The organism is Frigoribacterium sp. CFBP 8754 (assembly GCF_014841815.1).
Lineage (GTDB): Bacteria > Actinomycetota > Actinomycetes > Actinomycetales > Microbacteriaceae > Frigoribacterium > Frigoribacterium endophyticum.
The window spans coordinates 22582-43658 of the sequence record NZ_JACYUO010000010.1 but is presented as its reverse complement, the minus strand read 5'-3'; the positions used below and the strand labels follow the sequence as shown (position 1 = coordinate 43658).

Genomic DNA, 21077 nt, shown 5'->3' with positions numbered 1-21077 from the left:
GGGGCTGACGACGCGGGCGGGTGCCGGGGGCGTGCCCCGTGCCTCCCTCTGGCCCCGATCCGAGAGAGATCCGTGCCGGACGGCTGCAGATGTGCGGAACGCTGGTGCGTTGACCGCCGATCACTCTCGGATCACGAAGTTCCGCGGCGCGGGGGCGGAGATGCCGACCATCGGGCCGGGGGAGGCGCTCTGGTACCTGACTTTCGCGGTGTTGCAGGGCCCGCGGTCGGCATCTGCCACAGGTGAGCCGAGGAGGCGCGGGGCGGCGCCTCGGGGAGGGGCGAGCCGGCGAAGGGGCGCAGTGTCGCGCCTGCGGCCGCTAGCGCTTGCGGCGGGAGGCGGAGCCGCCGGGGCTGTTGCGCGCCGTGGAGCGCGCCTTGCGGGCGGCCTTGGCGGCGGCGCTCCGCGAGCCCTTGCCCTTGCCCGCAGGGGCGCCGGTCGAGCCGGCCCCCGCGGCACCGTGGGGCGACGCGGGAGTGCGGACGGACCCGGTGTCGGTCGTCAGGGGCTCGGCCAGCCCGAGGCCGACCGCACCGCCCTCGACGGCCGCGCCGGCGCGGCCGGCCGGACCCGCGCCTCCGGCGCCCTGGGTCGGCCCCGCCGCGGTGCCGACGGGCCCCAGCGGCTTGCGCGGGAGGGGGCGGATGGGCTCGCCGCGACGGTCCTGCCCGGGCACCGGCCGCGAGCGACGGCCGTAGAGCACCTCGGACGAGTCGAGCAGCCACGGCACCAGCGAGATGGTGACGCCGTGCACGAGCATGAGCTTCTGGCGGATGCGCCGGCTCTTGTGGTTGTGCAGCGCCGCCTCCCACCAGTGGCCGACGATGTAGATCGGCGTGTAGACGGTCACGACCTCGCTGCCGTGCTCCTCGCGGTGCGCCTTGATGTACTTGATCAGCGGCATGCTGATGTCGCGGTACGGCGACGGCACGATGCGCAGCGGCACCTCGATGTTCTGCTCCGCCCACTGCCGCTGCAGCCGCGCCGTCGAGTCGTCGTCGATGCCGACGTGGATCGCCTCGAGCGACTCGTGCCGCGCCGCGATGGCGTAGTCGAGGGCCTTGAGCACGGGCTTCTGCATCGTGCCGACCAGCACGATCGCGTGGTCGCCGTGCGAGCCGAACTGCGTCGTCGCGTCGGGCTCGATCTCGACCAGCACGTCGCGGTAGTAGCGGTTCACCCCGAGCATCAGCGTGAACAGGATCGGCATGATCACGAAGACCAGCCAGGCACCGTGCGTGAACTTCGTCACCGTCACGACGATCAGCACCGAGGCCGTCAGCAGCGCCCCGAAGGCGTTGATGCCGCGGGCCCGGTAGACGGCGCCGCGGTCGGCGCAGCCCTCGCGCAGCATGCGGGTCCAGTGCACGACCATGCCGGTCTGCCCGAGCGTGAACGACACGAAGACGCCGATGATGTAGAGCTGGATCAGGCCGGTGACGCTGGCCTGGTACACGAGCAGGATGGCGCAGGCCACCAGGGCGAGCACGATGACGCCGTTCGAGTAGATCAGGCGGTCGCCGCGCGTGTTGAGCGCCTTCGGCGCGTACTGGTCGCGGGCGAGGATGGAGCCGAGCAGGGGGAAGCCGTTGAACGCCGTGTTGGCCGCGAGCAGCAGCACCGCCGCGGTGCACGCCTGGATCAGGTAGAACGGGATCCCGAACAGTGAGCCGCCGAACACCGCGCTCGCGATCTGCGCGATGAGGCTGCGCTGCGGCGTGCCCTCGCAGTCGACGAAGCCCTGCAGGTCGCAGGCGTCCTCGGCGTAGTGCACCTTCGCGATCAGCGCGACGGCGACGAGGCCGGCGAACAGCACGATGGCGATGCCGCCCATGAGCACGAGCGTCTTCTGGGCGTTCTGCACCTTGGGGCGACGGAAGGCCGGCACGCCGTTGGCGATCGCCTCGACGCCGGTCAGCGCCGAGCAGCCGCTCGAGAACGCCCGGAGCAGCAGGAGGATGAACGCCGCCTGCGTCAGCTGGTCGGCCTGCACCGTGTACTCGGCGCTCTCGGCCACGGGCGGGTCGCCGAGGGCCGTGCGCACCAGGGCGATCACGATCATCACGAACACGCTCGACACGAAGAGGTAGGTCGGCACGGCGAACGCCTTGCTCGACTCGCGGACTCCCCGCAGGTTCACCGCGGCCAGCACGATGACGAAGAAGACCGCCAGCTCGACCCGGATCGGCGCCAGCTCGGGCACCGCCGAGATGATGTTGTCGACGCCGGAGGCCACCGACACGGCGACCGTCATGACGTAGTCGACCAGGAGCGCGGAGGCCACGACGAGGCCGGCCTTCTCGCCGAGGTTGCGGTGGGCGACCTCGTAGTCGCCGCCTCCCGACGGGTAGGCCTTGATCAGCTGGCGGTACGACGCGACGACCACGAGCAGCAGCACGACGACCGCGACCGCGACCCAGGGCGCGAGGGTGAGGAACCCGAGGCCGCCGATCAGCAGGATCATCAGGAGCTCCTGCGGCGCGTACGCCACCGAGCTCAACGGGTCGCTGGCGAAGATCGGCAGCGCGAGGTGCTTCGGCAGCAGCTGCCCCTCGAGCTTCTCGGAGGGGAGGGGTTCGCCGATCAGCCACCGCTTCGGCGACCGGACGTCGTCAGTCACGAGCGGCGACTCTACTCCGCGGCGAGGGACTGTCAACTCGGGGGTGGCGGCGTTCATTCCCGATCCGTCGGGCGGGCTCCGAACAGTCTCGTACCGGGGGCTCCGGGCTCAGGGGAGGCGCGCCTCCGGCAGGTCGGCGACAGGCGTCGAGGAGTCGCGGGTCGGCGCCCCGGGGGAGGGCTCGGCGGGCGTCGCGGCGGGCGGCGCGCCCGGGGTCTCGGCCGCCGGGCGGCGTCGGGCCAGCGCGGGGATGGTCACGGCGACCATCGGGCCGATCAGCAGCGCCTCGAGGGCCGTGCCGATCCCGACCTGGCCGCCGAGGAGCCAGCCGATCGCGAGCACCGTCACCTCGATCGCCGTGCGCGCGACGCCGATCCGCCAGCCCAGCCGTCGGTTGAGGCCGAGCATGAGGCCGTCGCGCGGCCCGGGCCCGTGGTCGGCGCTGATGTAGAGGCCGCTCGCCACGGCGAGCAGGGCGAGGCCGAGCGCGAAGGTGAGGCCCTGGGCCCACCACGCCGTCTGCTCGGGCAGCACCCGGAGCACGACGTCGGCGACCGGGCCGATCGTGATCGTGTTCGCGACCGTGCCGAACCGGACCCGCTGGCGCAGGGGGATCCACGCCAGCAGCACGAGCACGCTGGTCGCGACGACCACCACCCCGTACGAGAGGCCGGTCTGCGCGACGATGCCGGTCGACAGGACGTCCCACGGGGCGAGCCCGATGCCGGCCCTGACCATCAGCGCGAGGGCGACCCCGTAGAGCACGAGGCCGACGGCGAGGCGCGCGAGGCGCTCGACGTGGTCGCCGCGGCGGAGGGCGGTCAGGGGGAGGCGGGGGTACGGCACGTCGACGATCCAATCGGTCAGGTGGACTGGTCGCAAGGTGCCAATCGCCCTAGTGTGGCCGCATGACCACGGTGACCACCAGCGGACCAGCCGTCTCGTCGCGGGCCCTCGGCTCCCTGCTCGACTCGTGGCGCGCCTCCTCGGCTCCCGGCTACGCCGCCCTGGCGGACCGCGTCCGGCTGCTGGTCGTGGACGGGCGGCTGCCCGTCGGCACGCGCCTGCCGAGCGAGCGCGACCTGTCGGCCCACCTCGGGGTCAGCCGCACCACCGTCGCCGCCGCGTACGCGTCGCTGCGCGAGACCGGGCACGTGCAGAGCGTGCGCGGCAGCGGCAGCACCGTCCGGCTGCCGGCCCGGACGAGCCTGCCGCGCGCCTCGTCGTCGGCCGGGCTGCTCGACCTCACCAAGGCCGCGCTGCCCGCCGTCGACGGCATCGCCGAGGCGGCCCAGCGCGCCGCCGCGAGCATCGGCGGCTACCTCGCCGACAGCGGCTACGACACCGTCGGCCGCCCGGTGCTGCGCGAGGCGATCGCCGAGCGCTACCGGGCCCGCGGCCTGCCGACCGATGCCGAGCAGATCGTCGTCACCCTGGGGGCGCAGCACGCCATCGCCCTGCTCGCGCGCGTGCTCGTCGGCCGGGGCGACCGCGCGGTCGTCGAGGCGCCGGGCTACCCGCACGCGTTCGAGGCGCTGCGCGGCGCGGGCGCGCGGCTCGCCCCCGTCAGCGTGACCGTGCGCGACGGGTGGGACGAGTCGGCCCTGCTGCAGACGCTCCGGCGCACCAGCCCGACGATCGCCTACCTCATGCCCGACTTCCACAACCCGACCGGGGCCACCATGCCGGCCGATCAGCGCGTCCGCGTGCTCGAGGCCGCGGCGGACGAGGGGACGGTCGTCGTCGCGGACGAGACGATGGCGGAGCTGCGGATCGGGGGGCCGCTCGGTGGGGGGCCGCTCGGTGGGGGCCCGCTCGGCGGGGGCTCCCTCGGGGGCGGGCACCGCGCCTCCCCGCCGTTGCCGATGGCGGCCTACGGGCCCGCCGTGCTGATCGGCTCGGCGGGCAAGTCGCTCTGGGGCGGCCTGCGGATCGGCTGGATCCGCGCCGAACGCCCCCTCGTCGACCGCCTGGTGCGCGCACGGTCGGCGGGCGACCTCGGCACCCCGGTGCTCGAGCAGCTGATCGTCGCCGACCTGCTCGGCGACATGGAGGGGATCCTGGAGGCGCGGGCCGGCCAGCTGAGACGGGGTCGCGACCGCGTCGTGGCCGGGCTGCGCTCCGCCTTCCCCGGGTGGCAGGTGCCGTCGCCGGCCGGCGGGCTCACGACCTGGGTCGCCCTCGGGGCGCCCGTCAGCTCGCAGCTCACCTTCGCGGCCCGGCAGCAGGGGCTGCTGCTCGCCGCGGGGCCGATGTTCGGCGTCGACGGCGCCTTCGAGAGGTTCCTCCGCGTGCCGTTCTCGTACCCCGACGACGAGACCGACCGGGCCCTCGCGGCGCTCGCGGCGGCGTGGGAGGGGATCGACGGCGTGCAGGTGCCCCGCGGGGCGGTGATGGCGGAGGTCGTGTAGCCGCGTTCCCAGAGAGACTGACGACAATGGAGGAGTGCACGACGTGCACGTCCTCCTCACCGGCCTTCACCAGCCACGTCTCCGGGAGCCCCGTGCACCTCCTCTCCGTCTTCAGCCTGCGCAACCGCGCCCTGATCGCCCTCGTCACCATCGTGGTCGCGGTCTTCGGCGGCATCGCCCTGACGAGCCTCAAGCAGGAGCTCGCGCCGAGCGTGCAGTTCCCGCAGATCGCCATCGTCAGCTCGTACCCCGGCGCGACCCCCGAGGTCGTCAACGACGACGTGTCGACGCCGATCGAGCAGGCCGTGCAGATCATCCCCGGCCTCGAGGGCACGACGGCCACGTCGAGCACCTCGCAGAGCACGGTGTCGGCCGAGTTCACCTACGGCACCGACCTGAACTCCGCCGAGCAGAAGATCCAGTCGGCGATCAACCGGCTCTCGCTGCCCGACTCGGTCGACACGCAGGTCGTCACGGGCAGCCTCGACGACCTCCCGGTGATCCAGATCGCGGTCACCGGCTACGACCAGGCCGACGCGCAGACCCTCGTCGACCGCCTCACCACCACGACCGTGCCCGACCTGCAGAAGCTCGACGGCGTGCGCGAGGCGTCGATCTACGGCGACGCGGGCCAGCGCGTCACCATCACGCCCGACCAGACGGCGCTCGCCGCGGCGGGCCTCACCGCCCAGGCCTTCCAGGACGCCCTCGACGCGAACGGCACGCTGATCCCCGGCGGCACGATCACCGAGAACGGCCAGACCCTCTCGATCCAGGCCGGCGAGCGCATCACGAGCACCGACCAGATCGCGGCCCTGCCGCTGCTCGGCGGGTCGGGCACCTCGCTCGTCACGATCGGCGACGTCGCCGACGTGCAGCTGACCAGCGCGCCCGTCACCTCGATCAGCCGCGTGAACGGGCAGGACGCCCTGACCGTGGCGGTCACGAAGACCCTCGACGCGAACACCGTCGACGTCTCCGAGATCGTCCGCGACGCCATCCCGGGCCTCGCCACCGACCTCGGCGACGGCGTCGAGCTGACCGTCGTCTTCGACCAGGCGCCCTTCATCCAGCAGTCGATCGACAGCCTCGCGACCGAGGGCCTGCTCGGCCTGGCGTTCGCGGTCGTCGTCATCCTCGTCTTCCTGCTCTCGGTGCGGTCGACGATCGTCACCGCGATCAGCATCCCCACGAGCGTGCTGATCACCTTCATCGGGCTGCAGGCGGCGGGCTACACGCTCAACATCCTCACGCTCGGGGCGCTGACGATCGCCATCGGCCGCGTCGTCGACGACTCGATCGTCGTGATCGAGAACATCAAGCGGCACCTGACGGCGGGCACGGACCGGCTGCAGGCCATCTCGGTGGGCGTCCGCGAGGTCGCCGGCGCCATCACGGCGTCGACCGTCACGACCGTCGTGGTGTTCCTGCCGCTGGCGTTCGTCGGCAACATCACGGGCGAGCTGTTCCGGCCGTTCGCGCTGACGGTGACGATCGCTCTGATCGCCTCGCTGTTCGTGGCGCTGACGATCGTGCCGGTGCTGGCGTACTGGTTCCTGCGGGCGCCGAAGGCGCACAAGCACGCCGGCGGGGCCGGTGCGGGTGCCGGTGCCGGTGCCGGTGCTGACGCCGGCGTCGGCGCGGAGGCGCGGGTCGGCTCGCGGGAGCCGCTCACCACGGCCGCCTCCGACCCCACGGACCCGACGCCGCTCGACCGTCTGCGCCGCGTCTACGTGCCGGTGCTGCGCGGGACGCTGCGTCGCCCCGTCGTCACCCTCGTCGCGGCGGCGCTCGTGCTGGTCGGGACGGGCGCCGTCATCCCGCTGATGAAGACGAACTTCCTGGGGTCGAGCGGGCAGAACACCTTCACGGTGACGCAGACCCTCGCCCCGGCGTCGAGCCTCGACACCCTCTCGACCGCGGCGACGCAGGTCGAGGACGTGCTCGAGGGCATCGACGGCATCGACACCGTCCAGCTGACCATCGGCTCGAGCGGCACCTCGATCGCGAGCTTCTTCGGCGGCAGCGGCGACAGCACGGTGACGTACTCGATCACGACCGACGAGGACGCCGACCAGGAGGCCGTCCAGGCCGACGTCCGCTCGCAGCTCGACGGCGTCAGCGACGCGGGCACGATCGAGCTGGCGGCCTCGAGCGGCTTCGGCACGAACAACGACATCACCGTCGACGTCTCGGCGCCCGACCCCGACACCCTGCAGACCGCGACCGACGCCGTGCTGGCCGAGGTGCAGGACCTCCCCGGCACCGCCGAGGCGAGCTCGAACCTGCAGTCGGCCCAGCCGATCATCGGCGTCACCGTCGACCGCGACGCGGCGGCCCGGATCGGCCTCAGCGAGGTCGCCGTCGGCGGCATCGTCTCGCAGGCCGTGCAGGCGTTCCGCGTCGGCTCGGTCGAGATCGACGACAGCTCGGTCGACGTCTACACGCTCGACCCGACGCCGCCGGCGACGCTCGACGACCTCCGGGCGATCCAGCTGCCGAGCCCCACGGGCCCCGTCCGTCTCGACTCGGTCGCGACGGTCGACCAGAGCACCGGGCCGACCTCGGTGACGACGAAGGACGCGGTCCGCACCGCCACGGTCACCATCACGCCCTCGGGTGACGACCTGTCGAGCGCGGGCACCGAGGTCTCCGACGCGCTCGCCGACGTCTCGCTGCCCGCCGGCGCCGACGCGGTGGTCGGCGGGGCGACGGCCGACCAGGCCAACGCCTTCTCGCAGCTCGGCCTCGCGGTGCTGATCGCGATCCTGATCGTCTACATCGTCATGGTGGCGACCTTCCGCAGCCTGCTGCAGCCGCTCCTCCTGCTGGTGTCGATCCCGTTCGCGGCCACCGGCGCGATCCTGCTGCAGCTGGCCTCGGGGATCCCGCTCGGCGTCGCGTCGCTGATCGGCGTGCTGATGCTGGTGGGCATCGTGGTCACGAACGCGATCGTGCTGATCGACCTCGTCAACCAGTACCGCGAGAAGGGGCTCCGGGTGCGCGAGGCGCTGCTCGAGGGGGCGTCGCGACGTCTGCGGCCCATCCTCATGACGGCGACCGCGACGATCTTCGCCCTGACCCCGATGGCGCTCGGCATCACGGGCCACGGCGGGTTCATCTCGCAGCCGCTCGCGATCGTCGTCATCGGCGGGCTGGTGTCGTCGACGGTGCTGACGCTGGTCGTGCTGCCGGTCATGTACTACCTCTNGGGGCGGGGGGGGCCTCGGGCGCCGCAGGCGATCGCGAGGCTGCTGGGGTGTCGCCGGCGTAGCTCGTCGCTCGTCGCTCGTCGCTCGTCGTGCCGAGGGCGCCGTGTCACCGCGAGGTGGGGCGGCGCCCTTCGTCATGCGGGGGCGAACGGGGGATGCACGCCGCGCCCTGAGTCGCGCTCGGAAGGCGGGAGGGATCAGCTCGGTGCGAGCGGCGGCGGGAGGCTGTGGCGGCCGTGCCTGTCGGGTCACTCTCGAATTTGGAAGGAGTCGCCGTGGTCGGGCTGCAGAACCCGACCGTGGGGGCTGTAGTAGTGGGATATCCGGGTACCAGGGGCCGTGGCGGGTGCGGATGGTCGGGTTGTGCGGCGGTGTCGGAGCGCGGAGCGCTGGGCAGGGCCGCGCGGCTGGCCGCGCTCGGAATACGGGAGGGATCTGCTCGGGGCGGGCGGCAGCGCGCGGCTGTGGCGGCCGTGCAGCTCGGATCACTCTCAAATTTGGAAGGGGTCGCCGTGGTCGGGCTGCAGAACCCGACCGTGGGGGCTGTAGTAGTGGGATATCCGGGTACCAGGGGCCGTGGTGGGTGCGGATGGTCGGGTTGTGCGGCGGTGTCGGAGCGCGGAGCGCTGGGCAGGGCCGCGCGGCTGGCCGCGCTCGGAATGCGGGAGGGATCTGGTCGGGGCGGGCCGTGGCATGCGGCTGTGGCGGCTGCTCGGGCCGTATCGCTCTCGAATTTGAGAGTGCGGCGGGGTGACGGGGGCCTGCGGTGACGGTGTCGGAGCGCGAAGCGCTGGGCAGGGCCGCGCGGCTGGCCGCGCTCGGAATGCGGGAGGGATCTGCTCGGGGCGGGCCGTGGCATGCGGCTGTGGCGGCCGTGCAGCTCGGATCACTCTCAAATTTGGAAGGGGTCGCCGTGGTCGGGCTGCAGAACCCGACCGTGGGGGCTGTAGTAGTGGGATATCCGGGTACCAGGGGCCGTGGTGGGTGCGGATGGTCGGGTTGTGCGGCGGTGTCGGAGCGCGGAGCGCTGGGCAGGGCCGCGCGGCTGGCCGCGCTCGGAATGCGGGAGGGATCTGGTCGGGGCGGGCCGTGGCATGCGGCTGTGGCGGCTGCTCGGGCCGTATCGCTCTCGAATTTGAGAGTGCGGCGGGGTGACGGGGGCCTGCGGTGACGGTGTCGGAGCGCGAAGCGCTGGGCAGGGCCGCGCGGCTGGCCGCGCTCGGAATGCGGGAGGGATCTGCTCGGGGCGGGCCGTGGCATGCGGCTGTGGCGGCCGTGCAGCTCGGATCACTCTCAAATTTGGAAGGGGTCGCCGTGGTCGGGCTGCAGAACCCGACCGTGGGGGCTGTAGTAGTGGGAGATCCGGGTGCCAGGGGCCGCGACGCGGGGGGATGGTCGGCATGTGCAGCGGTGGGGCGGGGGAGGCGGGGGTTCCGCGGGCGGGAGGCGTCGGGTACCGTAGGTGGGTCGGCTCAAGACACCGCGCCTGTGGCGCGAACCGATCGGGCGCTGAGTGCAGCGACGATCACGCATAGAGGGTTTGTCAGTCTTGTGGGCCGGATTCTCGACGGATGTCGTCGAGATGAATTCACGAACGTGAACGGTCCTGGCCAAAGGCTGCCCGGGTATCACCTCGCGTCACCGCGCAAGCCCGGAGAGAACCACCATGCCCCCCTACGACAAGACGCCTTCGCGCGCCCGCAACGACGACGGCCCCCGCGGCGGCGGCTCCAAGAGCCCCAAGCACCGCGGCCACCGCCCCGACGAGGCCGGAGCCCCCGCCCGCAAGGACCGCTGGAACAGCGACGCCCGCGCCGAGCGCCGTGGCGACGCCCCCCGCACCGGCGGCGGCCGCCCCAACTGGGAGCCCCGCGAGAAGACCGGCAACAGCCGCTTCGCCCCCCGCGACCACGACGCCCGCAACGGCGAGCGTGGCCGTGACGGAGGCGCCCCCCGCTTCGGCCGGGACGGCGGCCGCGAGGCAGCCCGTGCCGGCCGCGACGGTCGCCCGACCCGCCCCTGGGAGCGCTCGGAGCGCCCGGCTCGCGACGACCGCGGCGGTCGTGACGACCGTGGCGGCCGCGACGACCGCGCCCCGCGCGGCTACGACCGCGACGCCCGCCCGCAGCGCGACGACCGCGCCCCGCGCAGCTGGGACCGCGACGCCCGCCCCCAGCGCGACGACCGCGCCCCCCGCTCGTACGACCGCGACGAGCGCCCCGCCCGCCGTGACGACCGCGCGCCCAAGAGCTACACGCCCGCCGGGCGCCCGCCCCGTGACGACCGCCCGCAGCGCTCGTTCGACCGCGACGACCGCGCTCCGCGCAGCTTCGACCGCGACGACCGAGCACCCCGCAGCGACCGCGGCGACCGTAACGACCGCCCCCAGCGCAGCTTCGACCGCGACTCCCGCAGCGACCGCCCCCAGCGCTCCTTCGACCGCGACTCCCGCAGCGACCGCCCCCAGCGCTCCGACCGCGGCAGCGACCTGTACCCGAAGCGCGACGCGGGCCACTACTCGCCCGAGGACGACGTCAAGCTCGAGAAGCTGCAGGCCGCCGTGGTCACCGCGGCCGACGTCGAGGGCGTGAGCTTCGGCGACCTGGGCCTCGGCGACAACATCGAGCGCCAGCTGGCGTCGATGGGCGCCGCCGCTCCGTTCGCCATCCAGGCGGCGACGATCCCCGACGTGCTGGCCGGCAAGGACGTCCTCGGCCGTGGCCGCACGGGCTCCGGCAAGACGATCGCCTTCGGCGCTCCGCTGGTCGAGAAGCTGATGGAGAACAACGGCGCCAAGGGCCGCAAGCCCGGCCGCAAGCCGCGCGCGCTCATCCTCGCCCCAACGCGCGAGCTCGCGATGCAGATCGACCGCACCGTGCAGCCCATCGCTCGCTCGGTCGGCCTCTTCACGACGCAGGTCTACGGCGGCGTGCCGCAGGCCCGCCAGGTCGGCGCCATCAACCGCGGCGTCGACATCGTCATCGGCACCCCCGGCCGCATCGAGGACCTCATCGACCAGGGCCGCCTCGACCTCAGCGAGGTCACCATCACGGTGCTCGACGAGGCCGACCACATGTGCGACCTGGGCTTCCTCGAGCCGGTGCAGCGCATCATCCGCGAGACCGCCGACGTGAAGCCGAACGGCGACCGCGCCCAGAAGCTGCTCTTCAGCGCGACCCTCGACAAGGGCGTCGCGAAGCTCGTCGACGAGTTCCTCGTCGACCCGGCCGTGCACGAGGTCGCCGGCGAGGACCAGGCCAGCGCCACGATCGACCACCGCGTGCTGCTGATCGAGCAGCGCGACAAGACGGCCGTCATCGAGCAGCTCGCCTCCGGCCCGGGCAAGACCCTCGTCTTCGCCCGCACGCGCGCCTTCGCCGAGCAGCTCGCCGACCAGCTGGAGGACGCGGGCATCCGCGCCACGAGCCTCCACGGCGACCTCAACCAGGCCCGTCGCACCCGCAACCTGCAGATGCTCACCAGCGGCCGCGTCAACGTGCTCGTCGCGACCGACGTCGCCGCCCGCGGCATCCACGTCGACGACATCGAGCTCGTCGTCCAGGCCGACATGCCCGACGAGTACAAGACCTACATGCACCGCTCGGGCCGCACGGGCCGCGCCGGCAAGGAGGGCACGGTCGTGACGCTGATCACGCGCCAGCGCCGCCGCCGCATGGAGGAGCTGCTCGACCGCGCCGAGATCGACGCCGAGATGATCGAGGCCCGCTCCGGCGACGCCCTGCTCGACCGGCTCGCCGGCGCGGGCGCGTAACGACAGCGCAGCACCACGGTACCCGACGGGCGCTCACCTCACGAGGTGGGCGCCCGTCGTCGCGTCCGGGGGCCCGAGGGAGGCGCGGGTCGGCCCGCCCGTACCGCCCGCGTCACGGGGGCAGGACCGCCCCTAGGCTCGCGAGGTGCCCCCGACCCGTGAACGCCCCGGCCTGGTGCCGGTGCTCGTCCACGACCGCCGGCGCTGGTACGTCGTCGACCCCGCGCTGACGCCCGACGCGGCCGCCGACGCCGTCGCCGAGCTGCGCCGGTCGGCGGCCCCGACGAACGTCGGGAGCGGGCGGCGCGTGCTGCGGTGGGCGCCGCTGGTGCTGTTCGTCGTCACCACGGCGACCGGGGGCGCCGGCGTCGCGGCAGGCGTGGAGGCGCTGCCCCTCACGGAGGAGTTCGGCGCGATGAGCATCGCCGTCGTCGGCGTCCTCGCCGTCCTCGTCGGCGCGATCGCCCTGGCGTTCAGCGTCAGCGACCGTCTCGCGCCCGACCTCGTCGGCCCCGCTCCCTCGGCACAGGTCGTCCCGGTGCCGCGTCACGTGCTCTCGTGGCTGCGCGACGACACCCCGGCCGAGGCTGTCTGGCGCGTCACCGCGGCCGTGGGGCTCGTCGAGGAGCTCCGTGGCGCGAGGTGGGCAGTCGCTGACGCCGACGGACAGGAGCGCGAGGACGGCCGGGGCGACGAGGGCCCGGGCGGCGAGGCAGTCGCCCGCCGGGCCGTGGCCGTGCTGGTCGCCGCCGAGGCGACCGCGGTGGACGAACTCAGGGCCGTCGCGGCCGCGACCGGCTACGTTCCGTCTCGCCGGCACGCCGAGGTGGACCGGTGACGGCGTTCGTGAGCATCCCTGGTGACGACGAGGAGTCGTGCTGGTTCGTCGCAGCCCCGGGGGTGCCCACGGCCGCGGTGGAACGGGAGCTCCGACGTCGGGGCTGGGCCGCCGAGCCCACCCGGTGGTCGACGCGGTGGCTGTACGCCGCAGCGACGATCGCCGGGGCCGTCATCGGCGTCGCGGTGACCCGCGAGGTGGGTCACCTGCACGAGTGGGCGTCGCTCGCGGCCGGTGCCGTCCTCGGAGCCGCGGTCGGCGGGGGGCTCGTCGCCGTCGGCCACGACGTCGTCCCCGGGCCGCGTCGTGATCCGGCGGCCCTGCGCCGGACCGTCCGTGACGCCCTCGACGGTGACGGCGTCGTCACCGTCCCCGTCGAGTTCCGCACCTGGGCCGAGCAGCACGACCCGCCCGTGCCGCACGACGACCTCGCCGAGCTCGCCCGGCGGCTCTCCGACTCGGAGGACGCCGCCGACGAGCTCGACCTGTGGCGGCTGGTCGTGCACGCCGACACCTCGCCCCGCGCCTTCGCTCTGGTCGACCCGATCTACCTCCAGCACCACGCGGCGGCCCGGGCACGCCTCGACGAGGTGGCCGACCGCCTGGGCTTCCCGGTGCCGGCGAGCTGCCTGCCGGAGTCGCTCCGCTGACGACGCAGGCGGTCCGTACAGGCCGACCCGCGCCTCCCCGGTGCTGACGCAGGGCTAGCGGCGGTCGAGCAGCCCGCGCACGAACGACGCCTGGCCGAGGTGCTGCTGGCAGTCGCCGAGGATGCTCACGAGCCGCGCCCCCGCCGTGACCGGCGGGTCCCACTGCTCGTCGACGACGTCGTCCCAGGAGGCGGCGTCCAGGTCGTCGAGGTAGCCGCGGGTGCGCAGGGTGACCGCCTCGAGGTAGGCCACGAGCAGGTCGCCCTCGACCCGCACCGAGGCGACGTCGGCGGGCGACATGCCGTAGCCCATCTCGGCGGGGGAGAAGGGCAGGCCGAAGGCCCCGACCCAGCCGTCGACCGACCACACCTCGTCGCTGCCCGCGAGGTCGGCCACCTGCGCGTCCTGACCGCGCGCGGTGTGCCAGACGAGCCAGGCGATCGTGTTGGCCTCGGGGTCGGCCCGCCAGGCGAGGTCGTCGACCGAGAGGCCGTCGACGGCCGAGCGGGCGATGGCGGGCAGGCGCGAGAAGGCGTCGATGAGCACGTCGGAGGGAGTCATCGCGCCACCCTACGACCGGCTGCGCGCGAGGGTCCGGCCGCGAGGAGCGCCGACCGGGGCGGAGCTAGTCGGACGAGGCCGGTGCCTGCGCCGAGCCCTCGGCCGCACCGGCAGCGAGGGCGGCCAGGTCGGCGTCCGCCTGCGCCGCCGACCGGACGAGGGAGTCGCCGATCGCGCGCATCGCCGCGGCCAGGAAGTCGAGGTGGTGCGGATCGACCGCGTCGCGGAACGCCCCGCGGTAGAACTCGTCGATCTCGTCGATGGCCTTGCGGCCCGCCGGGGCCAGCTCGAGCACGACGCTGCGCCGGTCGGTGGGGTGCGGGGCGCGGTGCACGAAGCCGGCGGCGCCGAGCCGGTCGATCAGGCTCGTGGTGGCGCCCGTCGACAGCTCGAGCGCCTCGGCGGTGGCCTTGGGCGTCGAGGCGGCGTTCTCGCCGACGAAGCGGAGGCAGCGCAGGTCGCTCGTGCCGATGCCGTAGTAGGTGGCGACGAGGCGCTCCACGCGCTCGTTCTCCTTCTGCAGGGCGCGGAACGCGTGGAGGACGCCCGAGACGTCGAGCAGCCCGTCGTCGTGGAGGGGAGGCGCGGCGCCGGCGGGCGGCTGGGGGGAGACGTCGGTCATGGGGTGGGCTCCGGGGCCTCGGGGGCGGGTCGTGCGCGAGCGTGCGGGGCGACACGGTGCGGGGGGTCACGACGAGGGGCGAGATCGACACCCGCCGAGGGCGGGGAGCGAAGTGCCTCGACGACGAGCATAGCTCGGATGACGAGTAGTTCACCCGTCGAGCCATGTCCCCTTGAGTGGGGGCATGCTTCGGCTTGCGTGCTACTCGGGAGGCAAGTAACTTGATTGTCGTACCACTTGAGAGGCCAACCACTCGGATGCCGAGCAAATTGTTCTCCGAGGCTCTCCCCCCCCAACTTCCCGTTCCACCCCAACCACCTGGAGCTCCCCATGTCGCGTCCCACCCCCCGCATCGCCCGCCTCGCCGCCTGGATCGCCATCCCCGCCGCCCTCGTCGCCTCCGGCCTCGTCGTCTCGCAGGCCTCCTACTCGGCGTTCTCGTCGACCACGGCCAACCCGACCAGCAACTGGACCGCGGGCAGCGTCGCCCTCACCGACGACGACGGCGGCACCACGGCCGACGGCTCGACCGGCGCCGCGATGTTCCAGGCCACGAACCTCAAGCCCGGCTCGACCGGCTCCAAGTGCATCGCGGTCACCTCGACGGGCTCGCTCGCCTCGGCCGTCAAGCTCTACAGCAGCAGCTACTCGACCACCAAGGCCCTCGGCGACAACATCACGCTGAACATCACGCAGGGCACCGGCGGCGGCTTCGGCTCCTGCACCGGCTACACGCCCGCCCAGGGCGCCGCCGGCGCCGTCTACTCCGGCACGGTCGCCGGCCTCAGCACCGCCGCCACCAACTACGGCAACGGCGTCGGCACCTGGGCGACCGTCGGCGGCACGACCCCCGAGGTCCGCACCTACCAGGTGACCTACACGGTCAACGCCGCGGCGACCAACGCCCAGCAGGGCGGCACCGCCGCGATCGCCCTCACCTGGGAGGCGCAGAACAGCTAGTCGCCCGGCCGCCGGCCCCGACAGCCGACGGCCCCGACCGCCGCCGGCCCCGACCGCTGACCGCTCCACCGACTCCCGTCGCCGCTCCTCCCCCCTGCGTCGCGACGGGCCCCACCTCGCCGCCCGCCCCGACCCCCCGCGGGGCGGGCGGCGAGGACCTCCTCTGGCCCCCTGAGCCGGCCGGAGGAACAGCAGCACCGCAGGACACCCGATCGCCCGCGACGCCGCACCGCACCACCGCACCACCCGGCCCCCCACCTCGCCGGTCGCACGCCCACCCCGAGCACCACCGCACCGCCCCGACGCACCACCGCACCACCGCCCCGCCCGACCCGGAGCGCAGCACGACAGCAGCACCGCACCGCAGCACGACAGCACTCACCACGCACGCACCACGAGACCACGAGGCACGCCATGACCACCTTCGACTTCCTCAGCCCGGCCACCACCGCGGCGCAGGTCGCCGGGTCGCGGCGTGCCTCTCGGTCGTGGTCGCACTGGCTCCGCCTGCTGGTCGGGGTGCTCTCGCGCACCGTCCTCGCCACCGCGGTGGGCCTCCTCCTCTGGGCCGCCGTCCCCGCCGTGATCGGCTGGACCCCCACGACGGTCATGACCGGCTCGATGGAGCCGCGCATCCACCCCGGTGACATCGTGGTCGCGAAGCCCGTCGCCGAGTCGGCGATCCGCCAGGGCCAGGTGCTCCTCTTCCAGGACCCCGACCGGGCCGACCACCTCCGCCTGCACCGCTACCTCGACAACGGCGAGGGCACGACCATCGTCACCAAGGGCGACGCCAACCCGCAGGCCGACAGCACCCCGGTCGCCCGCGACGCGGTCGTCGGCGTCGGCTACCTGCGCGTGCCGTACCTCGGCACGCCCTTCGTCTGGGCCCAGGCCGGCCAGACCGGCCACCTGCTCGTCACGGGCAGCCTCCTGATGCTGCTCGTGCTCGGCGCCCGCGCCGACCGCTACCTGCTCAAGGGCCTGGAGGGCCCCGAGGAGTCGCCCCGCACCTCCCGCCGTCCGGTCGCCCTCGCCGGCGGTCGCGTGGCCGCCCGCCGCAGCGTCCGTCGTGCGGCCCGGCTCCGGGTCGCCGGCAGCACGCTCGCCGTGGTCGGCCTCGTCTCGGGCCTCGCCGTGACCCTCGTCGTCTCGGGCGGCGCCGGCGCCGCCTTCTCGGCCCAGGTCGCGAACCCGTCGAGCGCCTTCGGCGCCGCGTCGACCTTCGACTGCCTCACCGACGCGTACAACGACCAGACCTCCTTCGGCTTCTCGTACAACGAGACGTCGGGCACGACGACGGCCGACGGCAGCGCCTTCGCCCGCGTCGGCACCCTGAGCTCCGGCGCCTCGTTCGTCGGCGGCTCGTGCGCGGCGAACTCGAGCCCGTCGCTGCAGCTCGACGGCACCTCGGGCCAGGTCACCACGGCCGTCATGCTCGGCGGGCAGCCCTCGTTCACGGCCGAGACCTGGTTCCGCACGACCACGACCCGCGGCGGCGCCCTCGTCGGCTTCTCGTCGGCGCAGACCGGCACCACCACGACCACCGACCGCGCCCTCTACATGACGAACACCGGCACCCTCGCGCTCGGCGTCCGCCCCACGACCAGCACGGTGAAGACGACCGTCACCCCCCGCGCCTACAACGACGGCGCCTGGCACCACGTCGTCGCGACGCTCTCGAGCACCGCCGGCGTCGTCATCTACGTCGACGGCCAGGCCGTCGTCACCGACACCACCTCGAAGACCGCCCAGGCCGCCACGGGCTACTGGCGAGTCGGCTACGTGCCGCTGACCGGCCTCGGGTCGGCGCCGACCAGCAGCTGGTTCGCGGGCCAGGTCGACGGCAGCACGATCTACAACAACTCGGCGCAGACGGCCTCGCAGGTCCAGGCGCGGTTCGCGGCCGGGCACTGACGCACCGCTCCTCCTCGGGGGCTCGACCCGCGCCTCCTCGGGGCTGGCCCCCGCTCTGGGAGACTGGCCGGATGCCCCTCCAGATCAACGACGTCTACGTCGACGGCCGCCTGCACGCGTCGCACGACACCCTCGACGAGACGTACGCGGCGCTCGCCGAGACCGGCGGCACCGCGTGGGTCGTGCTCAGCGAGCCCGACGCCGCCGAGCTGGCCTCGCTGCAGCGACGCTTCGACCTGCACGAGCTCGCCGTCGAGGACGCCGGCTCGGGCCACCAGCGCGCCAAGCTCGAGCGGTACGGCACCACGCTCTTCGTCGTCGTGCGGCCCGCGGTCTACCTCGACGACGAGGAGACCGTGGCGTTCGGCGAGATCCACGGCTTCGTCGGGCCCGACTTCTTCATCGGCATCAACCACGTCTCGCACATCGACGCCCGCCACGTCGCCCGCAGCGTCTCGCGGCTGCGCACGAAGCCCGACCTGCTCGGGGCCGGCCCGCAGGCGATGCTCTGGGCCCTGCTCGACGCGGTCGTCGACGCCTACAAGCCGGTCATCGACGGCCTCGAGAACGACATCGACGAGATCGAGCAGCAGCTGTTCTCCGGGGCGCCCGGCGTCGCGCGGCGCATCTACGAGCTGTTCGGCGAGGTCAGCGACTTCCAGAAGGCGTCGCGGCCGCTGATCGCGATGCTCGACGGGCTGCTGCGCGGCGGCGAGAAGTACGGGCTCGGCACCGAGCTCGAGCGGCGGCTGCGCGACGTGCAGGACCACGTCATCCGCGTGGTCGACCGAGCCGACACCTTCCGCGCCGTGCTGCAGAACGCGCTCGCGCTGAACGCCACGCTCGTCGCCCAGGACCAGAACGAGGTCACCAAGCGCATCTCGGCCTGGGCCGCCATCCTCTTCGCACCGACCCTCGTCGGAGCGATCTACGGCATGAACTTCGACGTGATGCCCGAGCTGCACTGGACCCTCGGCTACCCGTTCGCGCTCGGGCTGATGGCCGCGATCGGCGGCGGGCTCTGGGGGGCGTTCCGGCTCAAGCGCTGGTTGTAGGAGGCGCGGGGCCGGGCGCGCGGGGGCGCCCGCGGGCCTCGAGGTGCCCCGTTCTGGGTGCTCGGCGCGCGTGAGGGCCCGGAACGGGCCACCTCGATGAACGGGGGAGGCGCGGGGACGGGCGTCAGCGCTGGTACAGGCGGCGAGGCTCGAGGAGGGCGTCAGCCGCTCCGGGGTCGAGGGCCATCGCGACCGCGGCGTCGCCGTCGAGGTGCGCGGGGAAGTTCAGTCGGGTGAACCTGCCCGTCGGGTCGTCCGGCGACACGGGGACGGCGACGGAGGACCTGTGCAGGGCCTCGACGAGGACGAGTCGGCGATCGTCATCGAGGGCCCGCCCTCGGTGGTCTCGGAGGACCACCTCGGCACGGGCCGCCTTCCCGGCGGAGAGGCGGAGCGTGACGATCGACGGGCGGCCGCGCCGTCGGACGACGCCGACCTGCGCGGCGTCCACGGCAGCGAGCGAGACCGTCCGGGCACCCGATCGGAGGCTGTCCGAGCGGAGCGACACGGCGGCGACCGGCCACCGGTGTGCCCGGACCAGGACGGTGGCGACGACCACCACGATCGGCACGACGATTGCGGCCGCCAGGCCTCCGGTGAAGGACACGTCGAACAGCCGGGTGAGGAACCACGCGATCTGCATGACGTTGACGGCCACGAGGACGAGGAGGAACCACTGGACCCCGGCCCAGGGCGTCCACCAACGGCGCTCGCCGAGCGTCACCCAGCCCTGGGGCAGGGCGTCGGCGGCGGCGGTGTCGCCGGGGTCGGCCACGTCAGTCGGCTCGGATGATGCGGCGGGCCGTGCGGACGTCGGGGCCGAGCCGGGTCAGGTGCTGCTCCAGGTCGGCGACCGCCGCCTCCAGCTGGTCGTCGGTGAGCGGGTCGAGCGCGTCGAGGACGAACAGGGCCGACGTGGTGTCGTCGCGGAGCGCGGTGCGCGGGCCCTGCCGCCAGTTCCAGCGGCGGCAGGTGACGCCCTCGTCGTCGCACCAGACGACCTCGCCGGCGTCGGGGTGCTCGGTCACGGGCTCGCCGCCCGCGCTCGTCTCGAACGCCTCGTCGCCGACGGCGCGGACGAGGCGGGGCGCCCCGACGTAGCGCGAGAGGTCCTCGCCGCCGAGCGGGATCGCGTGCGAGACCGAGACGGCGTTGTAGAGGTCGGTGAGGCGGTTGACCCGCGGCAGGCCGGACTCCGCGCGGCGGATGAGCGCCTCGGCGCTGTTGCGCGTCCGCTGCGGCTTCGCGCCGAACGCCCGGTACGCGTCGCGCCAGGCGGCGACGTGAGGCAGCTGGTCGACGGGCGCCTCCGCCAGGGCCGCGGCGGCCGACCGCTCGGCGGCCTGCAGCAGCGCCTCGCTCTCGTCGTCGCTGGGGCCGGGCACGATGCCGTCGACGGCCACGAGCGCGGCGCGGTAGTCGGGGCGGAGCGCGAAGACGGCGGGGTCGACGGAGGCGGCGGCGAGCAGGCCGGGGAGGTCACGGTCGGTCATGGGCACAGCATGCCACGGGGCGCACGAGGTTCCCTCGGGTCGGTACCCTGGCGACGTCGCAGGGTGCGACGCCAGCAGGGGGGAACGACATGAGCGACGACGGACGGAACGGCCAGGGCGGGCAGGGCCAGGGCGGCGAGCAGGGGCAGCAGCCCGGGGAGGCGCCTCGCTGGCCGTACGGATCGCAGCCCGCGGAGGGCCGGCCGCGGCTGAGCCCGCAGGCGCCCTCGGGGCAGCACCCGTCCGGGGAGCAGTCGCCGTCCGGGCAGCAGCCGCCGTACGGCCAGCCGTCCTCCGGCCAGCCTTCGTACGCGCAGCAGCCGAACGGCCAGCAGCAGCCGCAGTACGGGCAGCAGCCGTACGGCCAGCAGCAGTACGGCCAGCAGCCCTACGGCCAGCAGCCCGGCAGCGCGGTCGCTCCGCCCCAGCCGCTCTACGGCACCCCCGTCCCGCTGGCCGCCGACGGCACGGTTCCGCTCTGGGCGCCCCTGTACGGCGCGGGGCCGGTCGAGTCGATCAAGCGCTTCTTCCAGAAGTACGCGACGTTCTCGGGGCGGGCGAGCCGCAGCGAGTACTGGTGGGCCGTGCTGGTCAACACCGTCGTCTTCATCGTCCTCGGCATCGGCGGCGGCATCGCCGGAGCAGCGGGCGCCACGACCGCGGTCGACGGCACCTCGCAGCCGGGCCCCGGCTTCTACCCGTTCGGCATCGTCCTGGCACTGGTCGCGTTCGGCACGATCATCCCGTGGCTGTCGATCGGCGTCCGTCGCCTGCACGACGTCGACCTGAGCGGGTGGCTGATCCTGCTGAACCTCGTGCCGTACCTCGGCGGCTTCGTGATCTTCATCCTGTCGGTGCTCGGGCCGAAGCCGGGCGGGGCGCGCTTCGACGTGCCCGCTCCCCAGGGGGCCGCACCGCGCCTCCCGCAGGCCTGACCCGTCGCCGAGGCCCCCGGGGGCGCTGACG

General features: G+C 73.8%; 15 protein-coding genes and 1 pseudogene. 10 read left to right on the top strand and 6 right to left on the bottom strand.

Features of this window, described 5'->3' with window-relative positions:
• Positions 1-319 precede the first annotated feature (319 nt).
• Entirely contained in the window at positions 320-2587 is a 2268-nt protein-coding gene (locus IFT72_RS15375; RefSeq protein ID WP_244634609.1) for an APC family permease, read from the bottom strand.
• Positions 2588-2728: 141 nt separating this feature from the next.
• On the bottom strand, positions 2729-3466 hold the full coding sequence (locus tag IFT72_RS15370) for a hypothetical protein (RefSeq protein ID WP_192046996.1): 738 nt from the start codon (positions 3464-3466) through the stop codon (positions 2729-2731).
• A 62-nt stretch (positions 3467-3528) separates the two neighbouring features.
• Between IFT72_RS15370 and IFT72_RS15365 the strand changes: the two genes are divergently transcribed.
• The 6 genes and pseudogenes from IFT72_RS15365 to IFT72_RS15345 all read left to right on the top strand — a co-directional run bounded on the left by IFT72_RS15365 (position 3529) and on the right by IFT72_RS15345 (position 13503).
• A complete protein-coding gene (locus IFT72_RS15365) occupies positions 3529-5031 on the top strand; it encodes a PLP-dependent aminotransferase family protein (protein ID WP_192046995.1) in 1503 nt (500 codons plus the stop codon).
• Positions 5032-5123: 92 nt separating this feature from the next.
• A pseudogene (locus tag IFT72_RS15360) lies at positions 5124-8241 on the top strand (efflux RND transporter permease subunit); the annotation flags it as partial.
• A 1-nt stretch (position 8242) separates the two neighbouring features.
• Positions 8243-8555 (top strand): hypothetical protein (locus IFT72_RS16790; protein WP_371741322.1); only part of this gene is annotated, 313 nt, incomplete at its 5' end.
• 1354 nt (positions 8556-9909) lie between these two features.
• A complete protein-coding gene (locus IFT72_RS15355; RefSeq protein ID WP_192046994.1) occupies positions 9910-12015 on the top strand; it encodes a DEAD/DEAH box helicase in 2106 nt (701 codons plus the stop codon).
• A gap of 145 nt (positions 12016-12160) precedes the next feature.
• Entirely contained in the window at positions 12161-12853 is a 693-nt protein-coding gene (locus tag IFT72_RS15350; protein ID WP_192046993.1) for a hypothetical protein, read from the top strand.
• Positions 12850-13503, top strand: a complete 654-nt coding sequence (locus IFT72_RS15345) for a hypothetical protein (protein WP_192046992.1) — start codon at positions 12850-12852, stop codon at positions 13501-13503. The genes IFT72_RS15350 and IFT72_RS15345 overlap by 4 nt, the downstream gene beginning before the upstream one ends.
• Before the next feature lie 54 nt (positions 13504-13557).
• On the opposite strand, the gene IFT72_RS15340 is transcribed toward IFT72_RS15345, so the two are convergent.
• Positions 13558-14064: a DinB family protein gene (locus tag IFT72_RS15340; protein ID WP_192046991.1), complete on the bottom strand. Its 507-nt coding sequence runs from the start codon at positions 14062-14064 to the stop codon at positions 13558-13560.
• 64 nt (positions 14065-14128) lie between these two features.
• Positions 14129-14686, bottom strand: a complete 558-nt coding sequence (locus IFT72_RS15335) for a MarR family winged helix-turn-helix transcriptional regulator (protein ID WP_192046990.1) — start codon at positions 14684-14686, stop codon at positions 14129-14131.
• A gap of 330 nt (positions 14687-15016) precedes the next feature.
• On the opposite strand from IFT72_RS15335, the gene IFT72_RS15330 reads away from it, so the two are divergent.
• From IFT72_RS15330 to IFT72_RS15320, 3 genes are all read left to right on the top strand, one after another.
• Complete coding sequence (locus IFT72_RS15330) at positions 15017-15646, top strand: hypothetical protein (RefSeq protein ID WP_167261745.1); 630 nt, start codon at positions 15017-15019, stop codon at positions 15644-15646.
• A 414-nt stretch (positions 15647-16060) separates the two neighbouring features.
• The gene (locus IFT72_RS15325) at positions 16061-17563 is read left to right on the top strand and encodes a signal peptidase I (RefSeq protein WP_192046989.1); all 1503 of its coding nucleotides are present in this window, start codon (positions 16061-16063) and stop codon (positions 17561-17563) included.
• Positions 17564-17634: 71 nt separating this feature from the next.
• On the top strand, positions 17635-18618 hold the full coding sequence (locus tag IFT72_RS15320; protein WP_056051876.1) for a magnesium and cobalt transport protein CorA: 984 nt from the start codon (positions 17635-17637) through the stop codon (positions 18616-18618).
• Positions 18619-18742: 124 nt separating this feature from the next.
• Here IFT72_RS15320 and IFT72_RS15315 read toward each other — a convergent pair whose 3' ends face one another.
• Entirely contained in the window at positions 18743-19393 is a 651-nt protein-coding gene (locus IFT72_RS15315; RefSeq protein ID WP_192046988.1) for a hypothetical protein, read from the bottom strand.
• A 1-nt stretch (position 19394) separates the two neighbouring features.
• Positions 19395-20111: a B3/4 domain-containing protein gene (locus IFT72_RS15310; protein WP_192046987.1), complete on the bottom strand. Its 717-nt coding sequence runs from the start codon at positions 20109-20111 to the stop codon at positions 19395-19397.
• A gap of 89 nt (positions 20112-20200) precedes the next feature.
• Here IFT72_RS15310 and IFT72_RS15305 point away from each other — a divergent pair, with 89 nt between their 5' ends.
• Entirely contained in the window at positions 20201-21046 is an 846-nt protein-coding gene (locus tag IFT72_RS15305; protein ID WP_192046986.1) for a DUF805 domain-containing protein, read from the top strand.
• The last annotated feature ends 31 nt before the right edge of the window (positions 21047-21077 follow it).

Excerpts from the sequence above, each read along its gene's own strand:
- IFT72_RS15340 (WP_192046991.1), bottom strand. The coding sequence starts at position 14,064 with ATGACTCCCTCCGACGTGCTCATCGACGCCTTCTCGCGCCTGCCCGCC.
- IFT72_RS15365 (WP_192046995.1), top strand. The coding sequence starts at position 3,529 with ATGACCACGGTGACCACCAGCGGACCAGCCGTCTCGTCGCGGGCCCTC.
- IFT72_RS15335 (WP_192046990.1), bottom strand. The coding sequence starts at position 14,686 with ATGACCGACGTCTCCCCCCAGCCGCCCGCCGGCGCCGCGCCTCCCCTC.
- IFT72_RS15310 (WP_192046987.1), bottom strand. The coding sequence starts at position 20,111 with ATGACCGACCGTGACCTCCCCGGCCTGCTCGCCGCCGCCTCCGTCGAC.
- IFT72_RS15330 (WP_167261745.1), top strand. The coding sequence starts at position 15,017 with ATGTCGCGTCCCACCCCCCGCATCGCCCGCCTCGCCGCCTGGATCGCC.
- IFT72_RS15355 (WP_192046994.1), top strand. The coding sequence starts at position 9,910 with ATGCCCCCCTACGACAAGACGCCTTCGCGCGCCCGCAACGACGACGGC.
- IFT72_RS15325 (WP_192046989.1), top strand. The coding sequence starts at position 16,061 with ATGACCACCTTCGACTTCCTCAGCCCGGCCACCACCGCGGCGCAGGTC.
- IFT72_RS15305 (WP_192046986.1), top strand. The coding sequence starts at position 20,201 with ATGAGCGACGACGGACGGAACGGCCAGGGCGGGCAGGGCCAGGGCGGC.
- IFT72_RS15320 (WP_056051876.1), top strand. The coding sequence starts at position 17,635 with ATGCCCCTCCAGATCAACGACGTCTACGTCGACGGCCGCCTGCACGCG.